At 58.0% G+C, this 18630-nt stretch carries 19 protein-coding genes; 12 read left to right on the forward strand and 7 right to left on the reverse strand.

Annotation, left to right across the window (positions count from 1 at the left end):
• Positions 1 to 103 precede the first annotated feature (103 nt).
• From DT594_RS10065 to DT594_RS10085, 5 genes are all read left to right on the forward strand, one after another.
• Entirely contained in the window at positions 104 to 370 is a 267-nt protein-coding gene (locus DT594_RS10065; RefSeq protein WP_149332534.1) for a DksA/TraR family C4-type zinc finger protein, read from the forward strand.
• Positions 371 to 418: 48 nt separating this feature from the next.
• The gene (locus DT594_RS10070; RefSeq protein WP_178091496.1) at positions 419 to 1432 is read left to right on the forward strand and encodes a diacylglycerol/lipid kinase family protein; all 1014 of its coding nucleotides are present in this window, start codon (positions 419 to 421) and stop codon (positions 1430 to 1432) included.
• Positions 1429 to 2244: a metallophosphoesterase family protein gene (locus tag DT594_RS10075; RefSeq protein ID WP_149332535.1), complete on the forward strand. Its 816-nt coding sequence runs from the start codon at positions 1429 to 1431 to the stop codon at positions 2242 to 2244. The genes DT594_RS10070 and DT594_RS10075 overlap by 4 nt, the downstream gene beginning before the upstream one ends.
• A gap of 34 nt (positions 2245 to 2278) precedes the next feature.
• Positions 2279 to 2518 carry a DUF1289 domain-containing protein gene (locus DT594_RS10080; protein WP_218574502.1) on the forward strand — a complete coding sequence of 80 codons (240 nt, stop codon included), beginning with the start codon at positions 2279 to 2281 and terminating at the stop codon, positions 2516 to 2518.
• A 123-nt stretch (positions 2519 to 2641) separates the two neighbouring features.
• Positions 2642 to 4051 carry a sensor domain-containing protein gene (locus tag DT594_RS10085; RefSeq protein ID WP_218574503.1) on the forward strand — a complete coding sequence of 470 codons (1410 nt, stop codon included), beginning with the start codon at positions 2642 to 2644 and terminating at the stop codon, positions 4049 to 4051.
• A gap of 27 nt (positions 4052 to 4078) precedes the next feature.
• Here DT594_RS10085 and DT594_RS10090 read toward each other — a convergent pair whose 3' ends face one another.
• Positions 4079 to 4306, reverse strand: a complete 228-nt coding sequence (locus DT594_RS10090) for a VF530 family protein (protein WP_246164605.1) — start codon at positions 4304 to 4306, stop codon at positions 4079 to 4081.
• Positions 4299 to 4568, reverse strand: a complete 270-nt coding sequence (locus tag DT594_RS10095; RefSeq protein ID WP_149332537.1) for an RNA recognition motif domain-containing protein — start codon at positions 4566 to 4568, stop codon at positions 4299 to 4301. The genes DT594_RS10090 and DT594_RS10095 overlap by 8 nt, the downstream gene beginning before the upstream one ends.
• Before the next feature lie 116 nt (positions 4569 to 4684).
• Here DT594_RS10095 and DT594_RS10100 point away from each other — a divergent pair, with 116 nt between their 5' ends.
• Positions 4685 to 5206, forward strand: a complete 522-nt coding sequence (locus DT594_RS10100; RefSeq protein WP_149332538.1) for an RNA methyltransferase — start codon at positions 4685 to 4687, stop codon at positions 5204 to 5206.
• A gap of 30 nt (positions 5207 to 5236) precedes the next feature.
• Positions 5237 to 6457 (forward strand): BaiN/RdsA family NAD(P)/FAD-dependent oxidoreductase, encoded by a 1221-nt coding sequence (locus tag DT594_RS10105; RefSeq protein WP_149332539.1) that lies wholly within the window; start codon positions 5237 to 5239, stop codon positions 6455 to 6457.
• 45 nt (positions 6458 to 6502) lie between these two features.
• On the opposite strand, the gene lnt is transcribed toward DT594_RS10105, so the two are convergent.
• Positions 6503 to 8113 (reverse strand): apolipoprotein N-acyltransferase, encoded by a 1611-nt coding sequence (gene lnt, locus DT594_RS10110; RefSeq protein ID WP_149332540.1) that lies wholly within the window; start codon positions 8111 to 8113, stop codon positions 6503 to 6505.
• A gap of 194 nt (positions 8114 to 8307) precedes the next feature.
• Between lnt and DT594_RS10115 the strand changes: the two genes are divergently transcribed.
• Positions 8308 to 9234, forward strand: a complete 927-nt coding sequence (locus tag DT594_RS10115) for an acyltransferase (RefSeq protein WP_149332541.1) — start codon at positions 8308 to 8310, stop codon at positions 9232 to 9234.
• On the opposite strand, the gene ald is transcribed toward DT594_RS10115, so the two are convergent.
• Together ald and DT594_RS10125 are read right to left on the reverse strand one after the other, a co-directional pair.
• The gene (ald, locus tag DT594_RS10120; protein WP_149332542.1) at positions 9198 to 10319 is read right to left on the reverse strand and encodes an alanine dehydrogenase; all 1122 of its coding nucleotides are present in this window, start codon (positions 10317 to 10319) and stop codon (positions 9198 to 9200) included. The two genes, DT594_RS10115 and ald, sit on opposite strands and share 37 nt — an antisense overlap.
• A gap of 123 nt (positions 10320 to 10442) precedes the next feature.
• The gene (locus tag DT594_RS10125) at positions 10443 to 11498 is read right to left on the reverse strand and encodes a GGDEF domain-containing protein (RefSeq protein WP_149332543.1); all 1056 of its coding nucleotides are present in this window, start codon (positions 11496 to 11498) and stop codon (positions 10443 to 10445) included.
• A 268-nt stretch (positions 11499 to 11766) separates the two neighbouring features.
• On the opposite strand from DT594_RS10125, the gene DT594_RS10130 reads away from it, so the two are divergent.
• The 4 genes from DT594_RS10130 (at position 11767) to DT594_RS10145 (ending at position 17246) form a co-directional block, all read left to right on the forward strand.
• A complete protein-coding gene (locus DT594_RS10130; protein WP_149332544.1) occupies positions 11767 to 12771 on the forward strand; it encodes a response regulator in 1005 nt (334 codons plus the stop codon).
• Between the two features lie 36 nt (positions 12772 to 12807).
• On the forward strand, positions 12808 to 13767 hold the full coding sequence (locus DT594_RS10135; protein ID WP_149332545.1) for a sensor domain-containing diguanylate cyclase: 960 nt from the start codon (positions 12808 to 12810) through the stop codon (positions 13765 to 13767).
• A 93-nt stretch (positions 13768 to 13860) separates the two neighbouring features.
• Positions 13861 to 15240, forward strand: a complete 1380-nt coding sequence (dbpA, locus tag DT594_RS10140) for an ATP-dependent RNA helicase DbpA (protein ID WP_149332546.1) — start codon at positions 13861 to 13863, stop codon at positions 15238 to 15240.
• 41 nt (positions 15241 to 15281) lie between these two features.
• Positions 15282 to 17246, forward strand: a complete 1965-nt coding sequence (locus DT594_RS10145) for an SLC13 family permease (RefSeq protein ID WP_149332547.1) — start codon at positions 15282 to 15284, stop codon at positions 17244 to 17246.
• Here DT594_RS10145 and DT594_RS10150 read toward each other — a convergent pair.
• The gene (locus tag DT594_RS10150; protein ID WP_149332548.1) at positions 17243 to 17419 is read right to left on the reverse strand and encodes a rubredoxin; all 177 of its coding nucleotides are present in this window, start codon (positions 17417 to 17419) and stop codon (positions 17243 to 17245) included. The genes DT594_RS10145 and DT594_RS10150 overlap by 4 nt on opposite strands.
• Positions 17416 to 18624, reverse strand: a complete 1209-nt coding sequence (locus tag DT594_RS10155; protein WP_149332549.1) for an alkane 1-monooxygenase — start codon at positions 18622 to 18624, stop codon at positions 17416 to 17418. Before DT594_RS10155 ends, DT594_RS10150 begins: the two co-directional genes overlap by 4 nt.
• Positions 18625 to 18630: the final 6 nt, after the last annotated feature.

Raw genomic sequence — 18630 nt, forward strand, 5'->3', positions numbered from 1 at the left:
TGATTGCGAATTGTTGTGGCGTTTTGCTGTCTATCCTCTGTGAGGATTCATCTTGGACCGACCGCCACGGCAGCAAGTTCATAACGGTCAATCGGAGGATTTCATGGCTACAGGCTGGGCGCAAGATGGCGCCGTACAGGATCAAATTGATGATACCGTCGATGAGGCGGTACAGCGCGCGCGCAGCCAGTTGCCCAAAGGCGAAAGTCTGCACCACTGCGAAGAATGCGGCGCGGCCATACCGGAGGCAAGGCGTAAGGCCCTGCCCGGCGTGCGGTTGTGCGTCAATTGCCAGGCCGCAGAGGATCATGCCCAGGCCCAGCACGGCGGCTATAACCGTCGCGGCAGCAAGGATAGCCAGCTGCGCTGATTCGGTTCAGCGATACGCCATTCACTTTTCAAGGGATATCAGAACTGCATGACACAACCTAGCAATGTCAGCGAAGACAACATTGAAGAAGAACAAGCGCGTGAACCCATGCCGGAATTGACCGGTAACGAACCTTTTTTCATGGTCATGAATACTGGATCCGGCAGTCAGAAGGCGCAGGACATCCAGGACACCATTGCCCGCGTCATGCAGGAATCCAACCGTCGATATGAGCTGATGGCAGTTGATGATGGAGCAGAGCTCATACCCACCGCTAAAAAAGCAGTGGCATTGGCCAGGGAGCAGGGCGGGATTGTGGTCGCCGTAGGCGGCGACGGCACCCTTAACGCTGTCAGTCAGGTGGTACTGGGCTCAGGTGTGCCCTTCGGAATTCTGCCCCAGGGCACATTCAATTATTTTGGCCGCGCCTATGGCATTTCTCAAGAAACCGAGATCGCCGCTCGCTGTCTCGTTGATGCCCGGATCCAGCCGGTCAATGTCGGGTTGTTGAACGATAAGGTGTTTCTGGTTAACGCCAGCCTGGGGTTGTATCCGCAGCTGCTGGAAGACCGCGAGGCTTATAAGCAGCGCTTTGGTCGCAGCAGGCTGGTTGCACTCTGGTCAGCTTTGGCGACTCTCTTCAGAGCGCATCGCCAACTCAAGGTACAGATAGATCATGAAGGCAAGCGCGAGGTCTTACGCACGCCAACCATCGTCGTCGACAACAACGCGCTCCAGCTCAAGCACATGGGGCTGGATCGCAAACCCGAGGTGAAACATAGCAACAGTCATTTGGTCGCAATCACTTCCAAACCACTCAGCACGCTGAACCTGTATGGCATCCTGCTACGCGGTTTGTTGAGTCGCCTGGGAGAGGATGAGCACGTGATCAGCTTCGGTTTCAACACCATGACTGTGCGCCTGGGGGCAGGCCGTAAACGCACCAAGGTGGCCATGGACGGCGAAATTTCCTATATGCGCTCCCCCCTGATATTCAAGGTGGCAGAACATCAACTGCCTCTGCTGGTCGCCCGCGATCCTGAACTGCGGGAGATTGCATGATTCAGCTGCTGCAAATATCCGATACGCATTTTGGCACCGAACGACCAGAGGTTATGGCAGCAATCAGGCAACTGTGCCGAGAGCATGCGCCCGAGCTGGTGATCCTCAGCGGCGATATCACCCAGCGTGCGCGGCGCGTGCAGTTCGCGGCGGCCAAGGATTTCACTGATCAGCTCAATGCACCGCTACTCAGCGTGCCAGGCAACCACGATTTACCGCTATTCAATCTACTGGCGCGCCTGTTCAGCCCTTACCGCAACTATCGCCGGTACTTTGGTGATGAACTTGAACCTGAATTCGAGACCGATCGCATGCTGGTGATCGGAGTAAACAGCACTCGTCTTGGTCGACACAAGAATGGCGAGCTGACTGATGAGCAGATCGAGCGCGTCGCCGGTCGGCTGCGGCAAGCCGGTCCAGACCAGCTGCGGGTGGTGGTTCAACATCACCCAGTTCGCGCGGTGGAAGCCACCGATACCGCCAACCTGATGATAAACCGTGAAAAAGCTGTACCAGCCTGGGTCGACGCTGGCATGGATCTGGTTCTCGGCGGGCACATTCACTTGCCTTATGTGCTGCCTTTATACGGCAAAGAGGGCAAAGAGGGACGCCAAGCCTGGACGGTTCAGGCCGGTACTGCGGTGTCCGAGCGGGTACGCGGCAATATCTCCAACTCGGTGAATCTGATCAGTTACCAACACGTTCACGGCCAGCCCCAGTGCGTAGTGGAACGCTGGGATTACTCGCAGACCTCACAACGCTTTGAATCGGCACGCAGCACTGCCGTAGCCCTCAGCCGCAATCCAGCCTGACAACATAGACAGAGAGGCATCAGCCAGAGCACCCATGTCCGAGTTCATCACCAAAAAGCCCTGCATCGATATTTGCGAATTCAACAAGCACGATATTTGCAAAGCATGCGGGCGCACACATGAGGAAAAGAAGGCCTGGAAACGACTCTCGGACAAGGACAAACACGCGATCTGGACCCGTGTGCTCGCCTCCCACGGTAGCGGCCCCACCAAGCCAGCGAAGGCCTTGAGAGCGCTCTACCGCAAAGCCCAGGAGCGCGCCGGGCGGCACTGATCGGGCATCCGGCGACTGCCCCCCCAGCTGGCTGGCAGCGCCGAAAGGCGGATAGCCACGCCAGCGCACATCGACTATCCTTGGACCATGGCGAGTTGCCTTACCGTCAACAGGGCAAACGCGATGCCAATACGTGATTCAGTTGCTGCAAAGGGTCCTGACTTGTATTCCCCCTCTTCCAAAGTAATGGACCTGTTACTCGACGCTATCTGCGTGGTAGATCCTCAGGGACGCTTCGTCTACATCAGTGGTGCATGCGAGCGCATTTTCGGCTATACCTGCGAAGAATTGGTCGGCACATCAATGATGGATCTGGTGTATCCCGATGATCGTGAAAAGACCTTGGCCACCGCCAGGGAGGTCATGCTCGGCCAGCAGAAAAATCATTTCGAGAATCGCTATGTCCGCAAGGATGGGCAGATTGTGCACATCATGTGGTCGGCCAGCTGGTCTGAAGAGGAGCAGTTACGCGTCGCCGTCGCTCATGATGTGACTGAACAGAAAAAAACCGAAGCGCTACAGGCTGCGGTTTACGCAATTTCCGAGGCGGCCAATAGCGCTGAGGACCTGGCCGCTCTGTTCCTGTTGATTCACCAGATTGTCGCCCGGCTTCTGCCGTTGAATCTGTTCTGTGTCGCCCTGCGCGAAGAAGACACTGGCTCGCTGAACTTCCCTTATTACGCCGATCAGCATAGCTCACCGGACGCCAGAGAATCGGTCGACGCTAGAACGCTTGGTGCAGAAATCATTACCTCAAGCGCCCCCTTGCTCCTCACCGCCGACACTCCAGCAGATGACATAGGCCTGCGCGCGTTGAGCGACACCAGCTCGCTGAACTGGCTCGGGGTACCCCTGATTGCCACCCGCGGCACCTTCGGCGCCTTGCTCCTGCACAGCAGCTCCACTACCCAGCGCTACACCAGCAGGGATCTGGAGCTGTTGCATTATGTCTCTACGCAGATCGCCTCTGCGGTACAACGCATGCAAATGCAGTCGCGGCTGCAATTTCTCTCGCATTATGATCATCTGACCGAACTCCCCAACCGGACCCTGCTCTTCGATCGCATGGAGCAGGCGCTGGCCAGAGCGCGACGGGAAAACGGCAAGGTGTCGCTGTTATATCTGGATCTGGACAAATTCAAACAGGTCAACGACACCTACGGCCATGGCGTTGGCGACCAATTGCTGCGAGCCGTGGCGGATCGCCTGCGCCAGTGTGTCCGTGAAGTCGACACAGTCTCACGGGTGGGCGGGGATGAGTTCGTGATTTTGCTTGAAGACATCAATCAGCCAGAGCACGCGTTACTGGTCGCGGAAAAGGTTCGTGCGCAGTTGAACATGCCCTTTCATCTGGCCGAGCACAGCCTGATGATGATTCCGAGTATCGGCATTGCGCTGTACCCCGAACATGCGGACGAGCAAAACGAACTGCTGAATCTCGCCGACCGAGCGATGTACTACGCCAAGCAAAGTGGCGGCAACCGCTTTGAAATCGCGGTGAAAAAAGATCGCTCGGATAACATGGGCCGCTAGCAAAGAGTATTGTCGCCGGCCCAAGCCTCAAGCGTCGCGACGCAGCGTGTACAGGTACAGCGATTCGACCTTTTCCCGCGCCCAAGGCGTCTTGCGCAAAAATTTCAGGCTGGAAGTGATGCTTGGGTCGGTGGTGAAGCACTTGATATTAATCCGCTGCCCAAGCTCTTCCCAGCCATAGCGTTCAACCAAGGTGCTGACGACTACCTTCAAGGTAACGCCGTGCAGCGGGTCAGCATGATGCTGCTCAGCCACGCGGAGTACCCTGCGCAGCCTCGGCGGATTCATCCTTTTTCACCCGGATGCGACTGCCGCCCACTTCCAGATTATTCAATGCCTTGATCGCCGCCTTGGCGTCATCGTGCTTGGGCATTTCGACAAAAGCGAAGCCCTTGGAACCGCCAGTGACCTTGTCCAGCACCAGCGTGCATTCGGTCACCAGGCCATGCCCTTCAAACAAGGTGCGCAGCTCGGTTTCAGTGGTGGTACGGGCAAGATTGCGAATCAGCAGTTTCATGGGCGGTCCGTGGTAGAATGCGATCCGCACACTATACGCCTATCCGGCCCGGGCTTCACGGGCAAGCGCTGCTGACACAGCATCTCAGCGGCCAGCACCCAGCACACGAGCCCTGCATGCCAGCATCTTTTGTCAGTATTGGCCTGATCGATCCCAAGAGCCCGAGCAATGTCGGCGCGGTAATGCGCGCCGCCGGCTGTTATCAGGTGAATGAGGTGCGCTATACCGGCGGTCGCTATGACCGCGCCGCGCGCTTTCATACCGACACCAAGAACGTCAGCCTGAGCATTCCGCTCACAGGCGTGACTGACCTGCTCAGCGATCTGCCGGATGGCACTAGCGTGGTCTGTGTAGAGCTGGTCGAAGGCGCTACCGCCCTGCCGCTTTTCGTGCACCCCGACAACGCGCTCTATGTGTTCGGCCCCGAGGACGGCAGCCTGGATCAGGCGCTGGTCGACCATGCCGATGCGGTGGTTTACGTGCCAACGGTGGGCTGCATGAACCTCGCGGCAACCGTCAATGTAGTGCTCTACGATCGGCTGGCAAAATCGGCGCGGGCGCAGGGCAGTGATGCGTTGATTCGCAGCAGCCGCGATACCAATAACAGTGTGCGGGTCAAACAACCCGCCCCTCAGTAAACCTCTCTCTGCCTTCAGGAATACACCACCGTGCCACCCGCTTGCGAATACCATGACGTCATCATTCTCGGCGCCGGCGCCTCCGGTCTGTTGTGCGGCTTTACCGCAGCCCAGCGCGGGCGCAGCGTACTGATCCTCGAGCGGGCCAACAAGGTCGGCAAGAAAATCCTCATGTCCGGTGGCGGGCGCTGCAACTTCACCAATCACTTTGTCGAAGCGGACAATTTTCTCTCCGCCAATCCGCATTTCTGCAAGTCGGCGCTCAAGGGCTATACCCAATGGGACTTTATTGCGTTGGTGGAAAAGCACGGGATCGCCTACGAAGAACGCAAGCACAGCCAGTTGTTCTGCAAGGACTCAGCCAAGGATATCGTCGCCATGCTGCTGGATGAGTGCGCCGAGGCCGGCGCCCAGGTCCGCAGCCATTGTGAACTGGATAGCATCAGGGCATTGGACGACAACAGCCGTCGCTACCAGTTGGAGCTGCACCATGATGGTCGACCGCAAACACTGCAATGCCAGTCATTGGTTGTTGCAACCGGCGCGTTGTCAGTGCCGACCCTGGGCGGCAGCGGTGTAGGCTACGAGATTGCCCGCCAGTTCGGGCTGTCAGTGACTGAAAGGCGTGCCGGGCTCGTGCCCTTCATGTTCACCGACAACATCAAGAACCTGTGTGAACGCCTGAGCGGCACAGCGCTGGAAGTCAGTGTCAGTTGTAATGGCACCACCTTCAACGAAGCCATGCTGTTCACCCACCGCGGCCTCAGCGGCCCGGCGATGTTGCAGATATCCAACTACTGGTACCCGGGCAACACCATCAGCATTGATCTGTTGCCAGGGCAGGATGCCGCGCAGTGGTTGCTGCAACACAAGCAGGAGCAGGGTCGCAGCAGGCTGAGAACACTCTTGTCACAGCCCTTGCCTAAAGCCCTGGTCAGCGAGTTACAGACACTCTGGTGGCCCGGCAAAGAAGAAGCCCCTTTGGCCGAATTCAGCGACCGGGACCTGCAACGCATCGGCCAGTTGCTCAACGCCTGGCAACTCAAGCCTTCAGCCACCGAAGGCTATCGCACCGCCGAAGTCACCCTGGGTGGTGTCGACACCGCGGGCATCAGCTCCAAGACCATGGAGGCCAAACAGCAGCCGGGGCTGTATTTTATTGGTGAGGTGCTGGATGTCACCGGGCACCTGGGCGGTTTCAACTTCCAGTGGGCCTGGTCCTCCGGCTACAGCGCCGGGCAGTTCGCCTGATCTTTGCGCCAACCTGGTGCCATGACATCACGCAGCAGAAAAAGCTTATCGCCTAGGCACCTGCCTGCGACCTAGCGCCATAAGCACCAGCAAGGCCAACCCGACATACAGCGCCGCAGACAAGAGCCAGGGGTAGCGGCTGTAAAAACTCCCGCCGGCAGAAACAGAATGGGGTATTGCAGCGAGCAATTCAGCGGGCGTAAAGGCATCTGTCTCAGCAATGATGCGTCCGTTCGGCGCGGCCACTACCGATGGCCCGTTGTTGATCAGGTGAATCATTGGAACGCGATTTTCCACCCCTCGCACGACAGACATGGCGCTGTGCTGGAACGGCTGAGTGGTTTCACCGAACCAGTTATCCTGGGAGACGAACAGCAGCACCTTTCCCGCAGCGTCCTGGCCAATCGAGTTGGCGATAAATGCTGGGAACGCCGTCTCGTAACAGATTTTCGGTACGATGCGCATGCCGTTGACATTGAAAATCTCGTGACGCTGCCCGGGTTCCAGCGGGGTCAAAAACTCACCGAAGAACGTCCTGGTCAACCAGCCGATACCCGGCAGGTGGAAAAAGGTCGGCAGGTATTCGCCGAAGGGCATCAGCCGCATTTTTCGGTAGACCCCACGCTGTTCGCCATCCCCGTCCAGGTAGGCCAAAGCATTGAAATGCAGTTTCTGGCTGCCCTCCCACGCTCGTTCGGCGTCATGCAAAATCAGTGAAACGCCGCTCGCCCGCAGTTTTTCGGCATAGCTCAACCGCACGCTATAGTTATCAAAATAGCCCTTGTACCGGGCTTCAGGCCAGATCACCAACTCGGCGCCCGCCTGCGCTAGCCGCTCAACAGCAGCCATTTCCGGCGGGTACTCGCGGCTAAAGCCCGCTGGCGGTTCAGGTACCGCCAGGGTTACTGCATCATCAGGTTGCACCAGGCCGACACGGCGAACGTCCCAGCCGCCCATAAGATCATCCCAGTGATGCAGGCTGATCAATCCATAAATGAACCATGCTGCCAACACTGCCAAAGCCAGCAACTGCCCAAAGCGCTGGCCTCGCCCCTGGCCAATGATGAATTGAAAGACCAGCACACCCGTCATCAGTATCAACATATCCAGCGCCTGTACACCGAACAGCGAAACGCCCTGCAGTGCCATTAGAAACTGCGCCTGCGGCTCGGCATAGTAGGCGCCAAAAAGCAGTGGGTAGACACTCATCATCACTACCATGCACAGGGGAAAGCTCAACAAGTCCCAGGTCGGCAAGCGTGTCGACAACCAGCGGAAAAGCGCACAGGAAAGGCCTATGGAGAAGCCGGCAAAACACCAGAAAACCGAGCTGAGAAGCGCGGCGATCGGCCAACTGAAATCACGCAGATTGATCAGAAACTGGATAATCCAGTAACTGGCAATGGAGAAATAGGCCACACCCGTCAGCGAGCCCAACAGCAGCGCGGAAGACCAGCGCACACCTTGCAAGGCAAATAGCAGAGGAACGCTGCCGAACCAGGCGGTCCAGTACATGGCTTGATCAAACCAGGGAAGGCCCATCAACAATCCACCGGCCAGCGCCAGCAATACGCGCGGCAACCATCCCAGAGTGGCCAGCTCAGATCGACTCAGCGGAATATCCAGAGCTGAAGAAGCGGGATCAAGCCGGGGCATCTCTTATCTCCAAACAGGCCAGTGTCTGCTAAAGGACGAAAGCGCCAATAGCCAGAACGTCAAAACCTTAGTCAGCGGGGCGGATGGGAGCAATACCCTGTTCGGGTGAAAAGACCGGCCGCGTTTTTAGCATCAAGCCTGTCAAGCCACCGAAAAATCGGTATTCTTGAATAGTATCAATGGGAAGAGAACCTATGCCGCCATGGTTAACCGGCACTCTGACGTGCCTGATGATTCTGCTGTTCACCCTGATAGGCATTGGCCCGATGCTGATATTCGCGCTGATCAAAGTCCTCATCCCCCTTCCCGTCTGGCGCCGTGCCTCCTCAAGGGCGGTGATGTGGATTGCCGAAAGCTGGGCCGAAAGCGTCAAATGGGCGTTCAACTGGATGACTCCGACCATCTGGGATATTCGCTGCGACGTGCCGCTTAATCCACAGCATTCTTACCTGGTGGTCAGTAACCATCAGTCCTGGGTGGATATTCCGGCTCTGCTGCAGGCGTTCAATCGCAAGACACCTTATTTCAAGTTTTTCCTGAAGAAGGAACTGGTCTGGATCCCGTTCCTCGGCCTGGCATTCTGGGCTCTGGACTACCCCTTCATGAAGCGCTACAGCAAAGCGCATCTGGCGCGCTTTCCCGAGGACCAGGGCAAGGATCTGGAGATCACCCGCCAGGCCTGCGAGAAATTTCAGGACTTGCCAGTCACGGTAGTCAACTTTATCGAAGGGACGCGCTACACGGACACGAAACACCGCCAGCAACGCTCACCCTTTGCCAACCTGCTCAAACCTAAATCCGGTGGTATCGCATTCGTCATGGCCGCGCTGGGCGAACAGATGAAATCCCTGCTGGATGTCACCATTCTCTACCCGGAGGGCGAGCCACCGGGCTTCTGGGCTTTACTGTGCGGCCGAGTAGAGCGGGTCATCGTCGATATCCGCGGTATGGAGCTGTCCTCCACCCTGTTCGATGGCGACTACAGCAATGACCCGCACTTTCGCGCGCATGTCCAGGACTGGGTTAACCAGTTATGGCTCGACAAGGACCGGCGGCTCACCGCGTTACGCGCCGAAATCCACCTTCAAGACAGCGCCGCCAATGCGTCTGCCAGAGGCTGAACGGCAATATTCAAGGCGTCGCCGACGCCCACATTGGTCAGTTTACCCTGGGCAATATTCAACCCGTTGAGCAAATGCGGATCGTCTTCCAGCGCCTGCCTGACACCTTTGTTTGCTAACGCCAGCACGAATGGCAAGGTTGCATTGTTCAATGCCTGGGTGGCGGTACGGGCAACGGCGCCGGGCATATTGGCAACGCAGTAATGCACCACCTGATCGACTATATAGGTCGGCTCGGCGTGGGTTGTCGGCCGCGACGTTTCCGCACAGCCACCCTGATCGATTGCAACATCAACCAGTACGGCGCCAGGCTGCATTCGTGCGATCAGCTCGGCACTGATCAACTTGGGCGCTGCTGCACCTGGAATCAGCACCGCGCCTACCACCAGGTCAGCGGCAATGACTTCCTGCTCAAGCGTGGTCGCGGTGGAGTACAGGGTCTGAATCCGGTTGCCGTATTCGGCATCCAGCCGGCGCAGCACATCCGGACTCTTGTCCAGCACCGTCACTTCCGCACCCACCCCTACCGCCATGGCCAGCGCATTGCTGCCCACTACGCCGCCACCGAGGATCACCACCTTGCCACGTGGCACGCCCGGTACGCCGCCGAGCAATACCCCACGCCCGCCCCGGGCCTTTTCCAGACAGCCTGCACCCGCTTGAATTGCCATGCGGCCGGCGACCTCGGACATCGGCGCCAGCAGCGGCAGATGTCCGCGCGCATCGGTCACCGTCTCATAGGCAATACAGGTGGCGCCGCTCGCAAGCAGGTCATTGGTTTGTTCCGGGTCAGGTGCCAGATGCAGATAGGTAAACAGGATCTGGCCTTCGCGCAACCGTGCGCGCTCGGCGGCCTGCGGTTCCTTGACCTTGACGATTAACTGGGCCTCGGCGAACAGCGTACCTACATCGGCCAACTGGGCACCGGCCTGCTGGTAGTCTGCATCGCTAAAGCCGATGGCAGCGCCGGCATCATGCTCAATGGACACTTGATGACCGTGCATCACCAGCTCAGCCACCGCCGCGGGTGTCAGGCCGACACGATATTCATGATTCTTGATTTCCTTGGGGACACCGACATGCATGAACATCACCTCCTGAGTTAAGCCAAATAGCTCAGTTTCAGTCTAGAAGGCTTGGCCAGATATTCAATTAAATTTACACGTCGTAAATTATTATCAACAGAAGGTGCTACCCAAAAGCGCGTCTCAACGGCCCGATGACATCGGTGCTAGATGGTACTGTTGGCCGGCGGCGACCACCTGGTTACGCCCTCCGCCTTTGGCCTCATACATGCGCCGGTCGGCGATGACCATCAGGCTATCCAGACTCTGCCCATCTTCGCCCAATGTCGCCACCCCGGCACTGAAGGTCATCACCTGACTGGCATCGGCAATCTGCGGCGGATGCTCGGCCAACAACTCGCGCAGGTTGTTCGCCCGTTCCGCCGCCTGCGCAAGATCGGCGCCGGGCAACAAAACGGCAAATTCTTCACCCCCCAGTCGGCAAAACAGATCAGTATCGCGCAGGCGCTGGGGCAACAGCTGCGCGATATGACGCAGAGCGCGGTCACCGCCCTCATGGCCGAACTGATCATTCACATGCTTGAAATGATCCAGGTCCAGAATAATCAGTGACAACGGGTTGTTGTCACGCAGAGCATGGCTGCGCTCGCGCTGAAAAACCTCGGCAAGCTTCATGCGGTTGGCCAGTCCGGTCAGCGTATCGGTACTGGCCAGCTCCAGCAGGCGCGCCTCATTGGCCACCCGGCTGCGTTCGTAAATGTGCGAGAACAGCAGGATGGCAGCGCTGCTCAAACCGACGTTAGCTGCCACCATAATATTCAGCCAGGAGTCATCGGTCATATAGCGGTAGTTAAAAGCCACCACCCCAAGGCTGAGAAACCCCAATGACATCCACAGGCCACCGCGCAGCCCGAGGAGCAGATAACAGATGATCGGTACCGTCTGGATCCAGGCAAAAACGGTAAAGGAGGTGCGGGGCAGTACCAGCGCAAAGGTCATCAGAGCGAAAAAAGGGAAAAGGTATATCAGCGTCCACATCCGCAGATGCGGCGTGGTATCAACGATGCGTAGCAGACTCAGGGCGAATATGGCGTAAATGATTTCCAGGCCGGCCAGCAGCCACATCTCCCTGCCGACATTCACCGCACCGAAGACCAACCCTCCGCCGACGGTGAGCCACAGCAAAGCCTTGAGCACCAGCCTGCGGTGCTGCTGACTGGTTTCCAGCGCTTCAGGCATCCTAACCCCCCTCGCCTTATTATCTATTATGCAACAGAGTGTCCCGGCAATCGTGGCTCGAATGATATTCGGCCTTTGCCCTGCGTCACAGTAAAAAAACTCGACATCTGCACATAATGACTTCTCAATAGGCCAATATATTGGCATGCTTGTGCAAAATATGGCCAAATGCCTTCTTTTTCAATTATCTCTTTAACCGACTCGAAACAAGACACTTGGTCTTCGTGTAACTTTTCACGTAACTTTTGACGTAACAAGGATAGCGGATGTGAGCACCATACCCCTGCTGGTGTGCGACGATTCCAATATGGCCCGCAAGCAGCTTATCCGTGCATTACCTTCCAATTGGCCATTTCGCATTTCCCAGGCAACCAATGGCCGCGAAGGTCTGGAGGCGATCAGGGAGGGCTTGGGACAGGTTGTGCTGCTGGACCTGACCATGCCCGAAATGGACGGTTTCGGCGTGCTGGCCAAACTGCGCGAAGAAGGCCTGCAGGTCGATGTCATCGTGGTCTCCGGTGATGTTCAGGAAGAAGCCGTACGCCGGGCCAAAGCGCTGGGTGCCAAGGCATTTATCAAAAAGCCGGCAGACCCGCTGCAACTCGCCGAAGCATTGAACGCGCTGGGTGTTGATATTCCGCTGACCAGAGCACCCTCCGCTCCTGCGGAGGCATTTTCCGATTTGCCCAACGTGTCCTTCCGCGATGCTTTCCGCGAGGTCACCAACATCGCCATGGGCCGCGCAGCCGAATTGCTCGGGCGCGTGCTCGGCGTGTTTATCCAACTGCCTATTCCCAATGTCAATATTCTGGAAGTCGGCGAGCTGCATATGACCCTCGCCGATGCCCAGCGCGGCGAACGCCTGTCGGCAATCTGCCAGGGCTACATCGGCGGCGGTATTGCTGGCGAAGCATTGCTGGTCTTTCATGATGCCGAGATCAACGATGTCGCCAAGCTGCTGAACACTCAGGAAGATGAGTCAGCGAAGCTGGAAATGCTGCTGGATCTGGCCAGCATCATCATCGGCGCCTGCCTGAATGGCTTGTCTGAACAGCTCAATATCAATCTATCCCAGGGCCACCCATTGGTGCTCGGCCAGCATTGCCCGATAGAAGATCTGATCCGCATCAACCAGCGCCGCTGGAAGCGTACCCTGGCAGTGGAAATCAGCTACAGCCTGGAAGATATGGATATCCATTTCGACCTGTTGCTGCTGTTTACCGAAGATTCCCTCCCTCGGCTGCGTGAAAAACTCGACTTCATGATCGATTGACGCCCTTTAGATTGATTGCCCCATAGGACTCCTGCCATGCCCGCTCAATTTGACATCAATGAACTCCACTGGTTACTGGATATCGTCCAGAGCATTGATGTTGGAGTCGTGGTCATGGATCGAGACTACCGGATCGAAGTATGGAACAGCTTCATGGAGAACCATTCCGGCATTGGCTCGGACGAAGCGGCGCGCAAATCGCTGTTCGAGCTGTTCCCGGAAATAGAACCGAACTGGTTCAAGAAGAAGGTCGAAACTGCCGTCATGCTCGGCACCCGCGCGTTCACCATCTGGGAGCAGCGGCCGAACCTGGTGCATTTCAAGAGCTACCAGCCCATTACCGGGCTGGCTGACGAAATGTACCAGAACGTCACCATATTGCCGCTGCGCAGCACCAGCAGCATTACCGATCATGTGTGCCTGATCATTTATGACGTAACCGGCGTGGCGATCAACAAACGTCAACTGGAATCGGCCAATACCCAGTTGCGTGAACTGGCGCTGCGCGACGGCCTGACCGGGCTGCTCAATCGCCGCTACTGGGAAGAATGCCTGGAGCGCGAGTTCGCCCGGCATATGCGCTATCAAAGCCCAGGCAGCCTGGTGATGTTCGATATCGACCACTTCAAGCGCTTCAACGACACCTATGGCCACCAATTGGGCGACGAAGTGATCCGTGAAGTAGCGCGGATTACCAAGCAACTGGCCCGCGAAACCGATTTCGCCGGGCGGTATGGTGGCGAGGAGTTTGTCGTGTTGCTTCCGGATACGGCAATTGAGGGCGCAATGCAGTTTGCCGAGCGCCTGCGTCACGCCGTGGCACGACTGAACATCGATCATATGGATGAGGTTCTCAAGGTCACCGTCAGCCTGGGTGTCACCGAACTGCATGAAGGCATGACCACCCATCAGGAGCTGATTGAAGTGGCCGACAAGGCGCTCTACCAGTCCAAGGAAAAGGGTCGCAATTGCACCACTCAGGCCGAAGCGCCCTAGCGCGGCAGCAACTCCGACCTGTATTGATATCCACACAGCCTGAACGGGGCCGCTCTGTTACACTGAGCACCCGTTTCCCAAGGTATTGTTTGCGTGAATCCGACTTCCTTTTCCAGCCTCGCGTTGCCCCAGCCAATTCTAGACACCCTTGACCATCTGGGCTTCACCGAAATGACGCCGATCCAGGCGCAGGCATTGCCGGTGATCCTCGCAGGCAAGGATCTGATCGCCCAGTCACGCACCGGTAGCGGTAAAACTGCGGCCTTTGGCATTGGCTTGCTGACCCCGCTGAACCCAGCTTTTTTTGGTTGTCAGGCGCTGGTGCTGAGCCCTACTCGCGAGCTTGCTGCGCAATCCGCCACGACCTTGCGCACCTTGGCTCGGGGCCTGCCCAACATCAAGATCATCACCTTGTGCGGCGGCACGCCCTTTGGGCCCCAGGCGGCTTCCTTGGAACAGGGCGCGCACGTGATCGTCGGCACCCCGGGGCGGATCAAGGATCACCTGGATCGCGGCACCCTTGAACTGAGCGGGCTCAACTGCCTGGTGCTGGATGAAGCCGACCGTATGCTCGATATGGGTTTTTACGACGCCATCGCCGAGATTATCAGTCTGGCGCCCAGGCGCCGGCAGACGCTGCTGTTTTCCGCGACTTATCCACCTTCAATAGACAGCCTGGCGGGGCGCTTTCTGCAAAACCCCGAGCGCGTCAGCATTGTCGAGGCCGAGCCGCTCAATCCGATCGAGCAACGCTTTTACGAAATCACCCCGGGTGAGCGCTTGCAGGCGGTGGTACGCCTGCTCGCCGCCGAACGGCCACAGCCCTGTATTGCCTTCTGCCATACCCGCCAACAATGCCAGGATCTGCTTCAACACCTGCAGGCCAACAAGATCAGTGCGCTGACCCTGCACGGCGACATGGAGCAGCGCGAACGCGATGAAGTGCTGGCCTTATTTTCCAATCAGAGCTGCAGCGTGCTGGTAGCTACCGACGTCGCCGCCCGAGGCATTGACGTGGCCGGCGTAGCGGCGGTGATCAATGTTGAACTGTCTCCAGATCCAGCCTTGCATACGCACCGCATTGGCCGCAGTGGCCGCGCGGGTGAGCCGGGCTTGGCCTTGAGTCTGGTCGCACCTGCCGAGGGCGGCCGCGCCAGCAGTATTGAAGCAGCCCAGGGAACTCCACTGACCTGGTGCGATCTGACTGGCTTGCCGGCGACATTGGACAAGCCGCTGGTCGCGCCCATGCGCACTCTGGCCATTGCCGGAGGGCGCAAGGACAAGGTGCGGCCCGGCGATCTGCTTGGCGCCTTGACCGGTGAAGCCGGGTTGCCGGCCGATGCCATCGGCAAAATCAGCATTACCGATTATCAGGCGCTGGTCGCTATTCGCCGTGATCTTGCCCCTGTTGCCCAGCAGAAACTGGAGCAGGGCAAGATCAAAGGCCGGCGGTTCAAGATTCGCCTGCTCTGAAACTGCACTACCAACCTAGCCCCTAGCTCTGGAATCGCGACATGACCACGGATCAGGCACTGATCTTCAGTATTTTGGGGGCCACTATCGGCCTGTTCTTGTGGGGCCGGTTACGGCATGACGTTGTCGCGCTGATCGCACTGATGGCTTGTGTCTTCGCTGGCGTGGTCAGTAGCGATCAAGCATTCAGCGGTTTTGCGCAACCTGCGGTCATTACTGTGGCTGCGGTGTTGATTCTGAGTTTCGGTCTTCAGACCACGGGCGCGGTAGAATCCATGGCCCAGAAGGTGCTGCCCAAGCGCGGCGGCGCTTTGCTGAGCATTGGTGTACTGACCTTGCTCGGCGCCTTCCTCTCGGCATTTATGAACAACGTCGGCGCGATGGCGCTGTTGATGCCGATTGCCATGCAGGTGGCTGTGCGCCAGGGCATAGCACCCGGCAAGGCGCTGATGCCCCTGGCCTTTGGCACCATCCTGGGCGGCATGACCACGCTGATCGGCACGCCCCCAAACCTGATCGTTGCCGACTTCCGCGCCGCCGAAACTGGCTCAGGATTCAGTATGTTCGATTTCACCCCGGTAGGTTTGGCAGTGGCGGCTATCGGCATTGTTTTTTGTGTTCTTGCCGGACGCTGGCTGGTACCGAACCGCAACAAACAGGATGCGGACAGCTTTGATACCGGCACCTATCTCACCGAAGTACGCATTGAAGAAAATGCCAAGGTCGCAGGTAAAACCTTGCGTGAGGTCGAGAAACTGCTGGATGACAGTGATGCCCAGATCGTCGGCATGGTGCGCAATGATTTCCGCGTCACTGCGCCCTTCCCCGGCAGAGTGCTCAAGGCCGGCGATATTCTGGTAATCGAAGCCGACCCCGAAGCACTGGGTGGCACGCTGACCCGGCTGGGTCTGAAGCTGGAAGAAGCAGTGCCGATGTCCCCGCCCAAGGAAGAAGAAGATCTGGGCGAAGCTGAACCTTCGACTGAAGATGAAGCCCGCCCCGCCGAAGATACCCAGGCAGAAAACGCCCAAGCACAGTCTCCAAGCAACAGCAAAGGGCAGGCAGCCGAGATGGTAGCTGCCGATAGCGATGAACAGGAGCAGCAGGAAAAGCCCAAGGAAGCGGAAAAAAGTAGCAACGGCGCCGATGAAGAAATTGTCATTCAGGAGCTCGCCGTTCAACCGGGTTCACTGCTGACCGGCCGCAGCGCCACCGATATTCAGATCCGCACCCGATTCGGCATCAATCTGCTGGCGATTTCCCGCCAGGGCCATCGTTCGATCAAACGCTTACGCTGGACCAACTTGAACGCCGGCGACGTGCTACTGATGCAAGGCTCGCCAGAGTCGATCAGCGGGTTCGCCTTCGAGTATCGCTGCGTTCCGCTGGCCCAACGCGCCATTCTGATTCCCGACAAAAGCAAAGCGATTACCGCCGTTGCCATCATGTTCGGCTCCATCCTGCTCGCGGCTACCGGGTTATTGCCCGCCGCCCTCGCGTTCACGCTCGGGGTCATTGGTTACATGCTGACCAAGGTGATACCACTGCGGCGCATCTATGAAGCGGTCGACTGGCCGATCATTGTGCTGCTTGGGGCCCTGATGCCGCTGGCAGCAGCGATGGCCGACACCGGAGCGGCCGACCTGCTGGCCAGGACGCTGCTGGAAAATGTCGCGCAGAGCAACGCGATCATTGGCTTGGCGCTGGTGCTGGTCATCACCATGACGCTATCCGATTTCATGAACAACGCCGCCACCGCCGCCGTCATGTGTCCGATCGCGCTGAGTATTTCCAGCCAACTGGAAGTGAACCCTGACAGCTTCCTGATGGCTGTTGCCATTGGCGCGTCCTGCGCCTTCCTCACGCCGATCGGCCATCAGAACAATACACTGATCCTCGGCCCCGGCGGATTTCGCTTTGGTGACTACTGGCGGTTGGGGTTGCCGCTGGAGCTGCTGGTGATCGCCGTGAGCATTCCCATCCTGTTGCTGGTGTGGCCGCTTTAAGCGGCCGCATCATCCCGGCAGCTGAAGTCCTCCTTGTAACTGATCGCACAATCCGGACAGACAAATTCCTCAGGCACCTGCTCCCAGCGCGTGCTTGGAGCAAAGCCCATGTGCGCATCACCGGCTGCCTCGCTGTACTCGTAGCCGCACTCAGGGCACAGATACACCTTCATGCCACTACCTCCGTATCCGGCTGGGCATGCCCGCTGTCACCCAGCGCGTATTGACGCATGAGCCGGTCACGTTTGGCTGGCTCGAAATTGATTCTGGCCGGGTCCCGCCCCACGGCGGCCAGCAGGCGCTTGTCCATGAGCTTGAACCAGAGCGGTGGGAAATAGGCGACCAGGTACATGCCAAAGTAACCATTGGGCAGGCGCGGCAGATCAGGGAAATCACGTAGTGACTGATAGCGCCGGGTCGGATGCGCGTGATGGTCGGAGTGACGTTGCAAATGGAATAGCGCCCAGTTGGAGAACAGGTGATTACTGTTCCAGGAATGCCAAGGCTGGCAGCGCTCGTAACGTCCATTGGGCAATTGCTGACGCAGCAGACCGTAGTGCTCGATATAGTTGGCTTGCGTCAGTTGAAATGCACCCCAGAATGCAATCAGCAACAAAGCCGGAATAATATCCAGCCCCAGGATCGCGATCAGCGTTGCGTAGAGTGCGATGCTGATCAGCGCCGGCTGAATGATTTCATTGTCCAGGCTCCAGACTGACTTTCCACAGCGATCCAGACGCTCCGCTTCCAGATCCCAGGCGCGGAAAAACGCGCCGGGCATTTCCCGAAAGACAAAGCGGTAGATACTTTCACCCATGCGCGCAGAGGCCGGGTCTGCAGGTGTCGCCACATCCCGATGATGGCCGCGGTTATGCTCGACGAAGAAATGCCCGTAGAACCCCAGGGCCAGCGTGATCTTCGCCAGCCAACGCTCAAGCGTGGTCTTCTTGTGGCCCATCTCATGCCCGAGATTCAGACCGTAACCCAAGGTACCGCCAGCGGCGAGAACCACCGCCAGTGTGCCATGCCAGGGCAGTTCGTGGGTGCCAAGAAAGATCACGCTGACCAGAAAGCTGAGCCACAGAATCGGCACCAGTGCATAGGTGACGTAACGGTAGTAGCGATCAGCCTCCAGGGCGGGCACTGCTTCTTCCGGCGGGTTACTGCGATCCTCGCCAATCAGTGCATCCAGTAACGGAATGACCGTGTAGGAAAACAATGTCGGCATCCATAACCACAGCAGTTTGGGCGATACCAACATATACATCAGCGGACCTATCAACGCAGTGCAAGGCACCAGCAGAGAGAACAGCCAAAGATGGCGTTTGCGGTCAACATAATCGCTAGCCGGCGGCGCGGCTTGGGCGGCACTGTTCATGGGCGG

The sequence above is a fragment of the Halopseudomonas laoshanensis genome (assembly GCF_008365385.1).
GTDB lineage: Bacteria > Pseudomonadota > Gammaproteobacteria > Pseudomonadales > Pseudomonadaceae > Halopseudomonas > Halopseudomonas laoshanensis.

Excerpts from the sequence above, each read along its gene's own strand:
- DT594_RS10070 (WP_178091496.1), top strand. The coding sequence starts at position 419 with ATGACACAACCTAGCAATGTCAGCGAAGACAACATTGAAGAAGAACAA.
- DT594_RS10125 (WP_149332543.1), bottom strand. The coding sequence starts at position 11,498 with ATGCCTGAAGCGCTGGAAACCAGTCAGCAGCACCGCAGGCTGGTGCTC.
- DT594_RS10100 (WP_149332538.1), top strand. The coding sequence starts at position 4,685 with ATGCCAGCATCTTTTGTCAGTATTGGCCTGATCGATCCCAAGAGCCCG.
- DT594_RS10155 (WP_149332549.1), bottom strand. The coding sequence starts at position 18,624 with ATGAACAGTGCCGCCCAAGCCGCGCCGCCGGCTAGCGATTATGTTGAC.
- DT594_RS10115 (WP_149332541.1), top strand. The coding sequence starts at position 8,308 with ATGCCGCCATGGTTAACCGGCACTCTGACGTGCCTGATGATTCTGCTG.
- DT594_RS10150 (WP_149332548.1), bottom strand. The coding sequence starts at position 17,419 with ATGAAGGTGTATCTGTGCCCTGAGTGCGGCTACGAGTACAGCGAGGCA.
- lnt (WP_149332540.1), bottom strand. The coding sequence starts at position 8,113 with ATGCCCCGGCTTGATCCCGCTTCTTCAGCTCTGGATATTCCGCTGAGT.
- DT594_RS10080 (WP_218574502.1), top strand. The coding sequence starts at position 2,279 with ATGTCCGAGTTCATCACCAAAAAGCCCTGCATCGATATTTGCGAATTC.
- DT594_RS10085 (WP_218574503.1), top strand. The coding sequence starts at position 2,642 with ATGCCAATACGTGATTCAGTTGCTGCAAAGGGTCCTGACTTGTATTCC.
- DT594_RS10095 (WP_149332537.1), bottom strand. The coding sequence starts at position 4,568 with ATGAAACTGCTGATTCGCAATCTTGCCCGTACCACCACTGAAACCGAG.
- DT594_RS10065 (WP_149332534.1), top strand. The coding sequence starts at position 104 with ATGGCTACAGGCTGGGCGCAAGATGGCGCCGTACAGGATCAAATTGAT.
- DT594_RS10145 (WP_149332547.1), top strand. The coding sequence starts at position 15,282 with ATGACCACGGATCAGGCACTGATCTTCAGTATTTTGGGGGCCACTATC.
- DT594_RS10135 (WP_149332545.1), top strand. The coding sequence starts at position 12,808 with ATGCCCGCTCAATTTGACATCAATGAACTCCACTGGTTACTGGATATC.
- ald (WP_149332542.1), bottom strand. The coding sequence starts at position 10,319 with ATGCATGTCGGTGTCCCCAAGGAAATCAAGAATCATGAATATCGTGTC.
- DT594_RS10075 (WP_149332535.1), top strand. The coding sequence starts at position 1,429 with ATGATTCAGCTGCTGCAAATATCCGATACGCATTTTGGCACCGAACGA.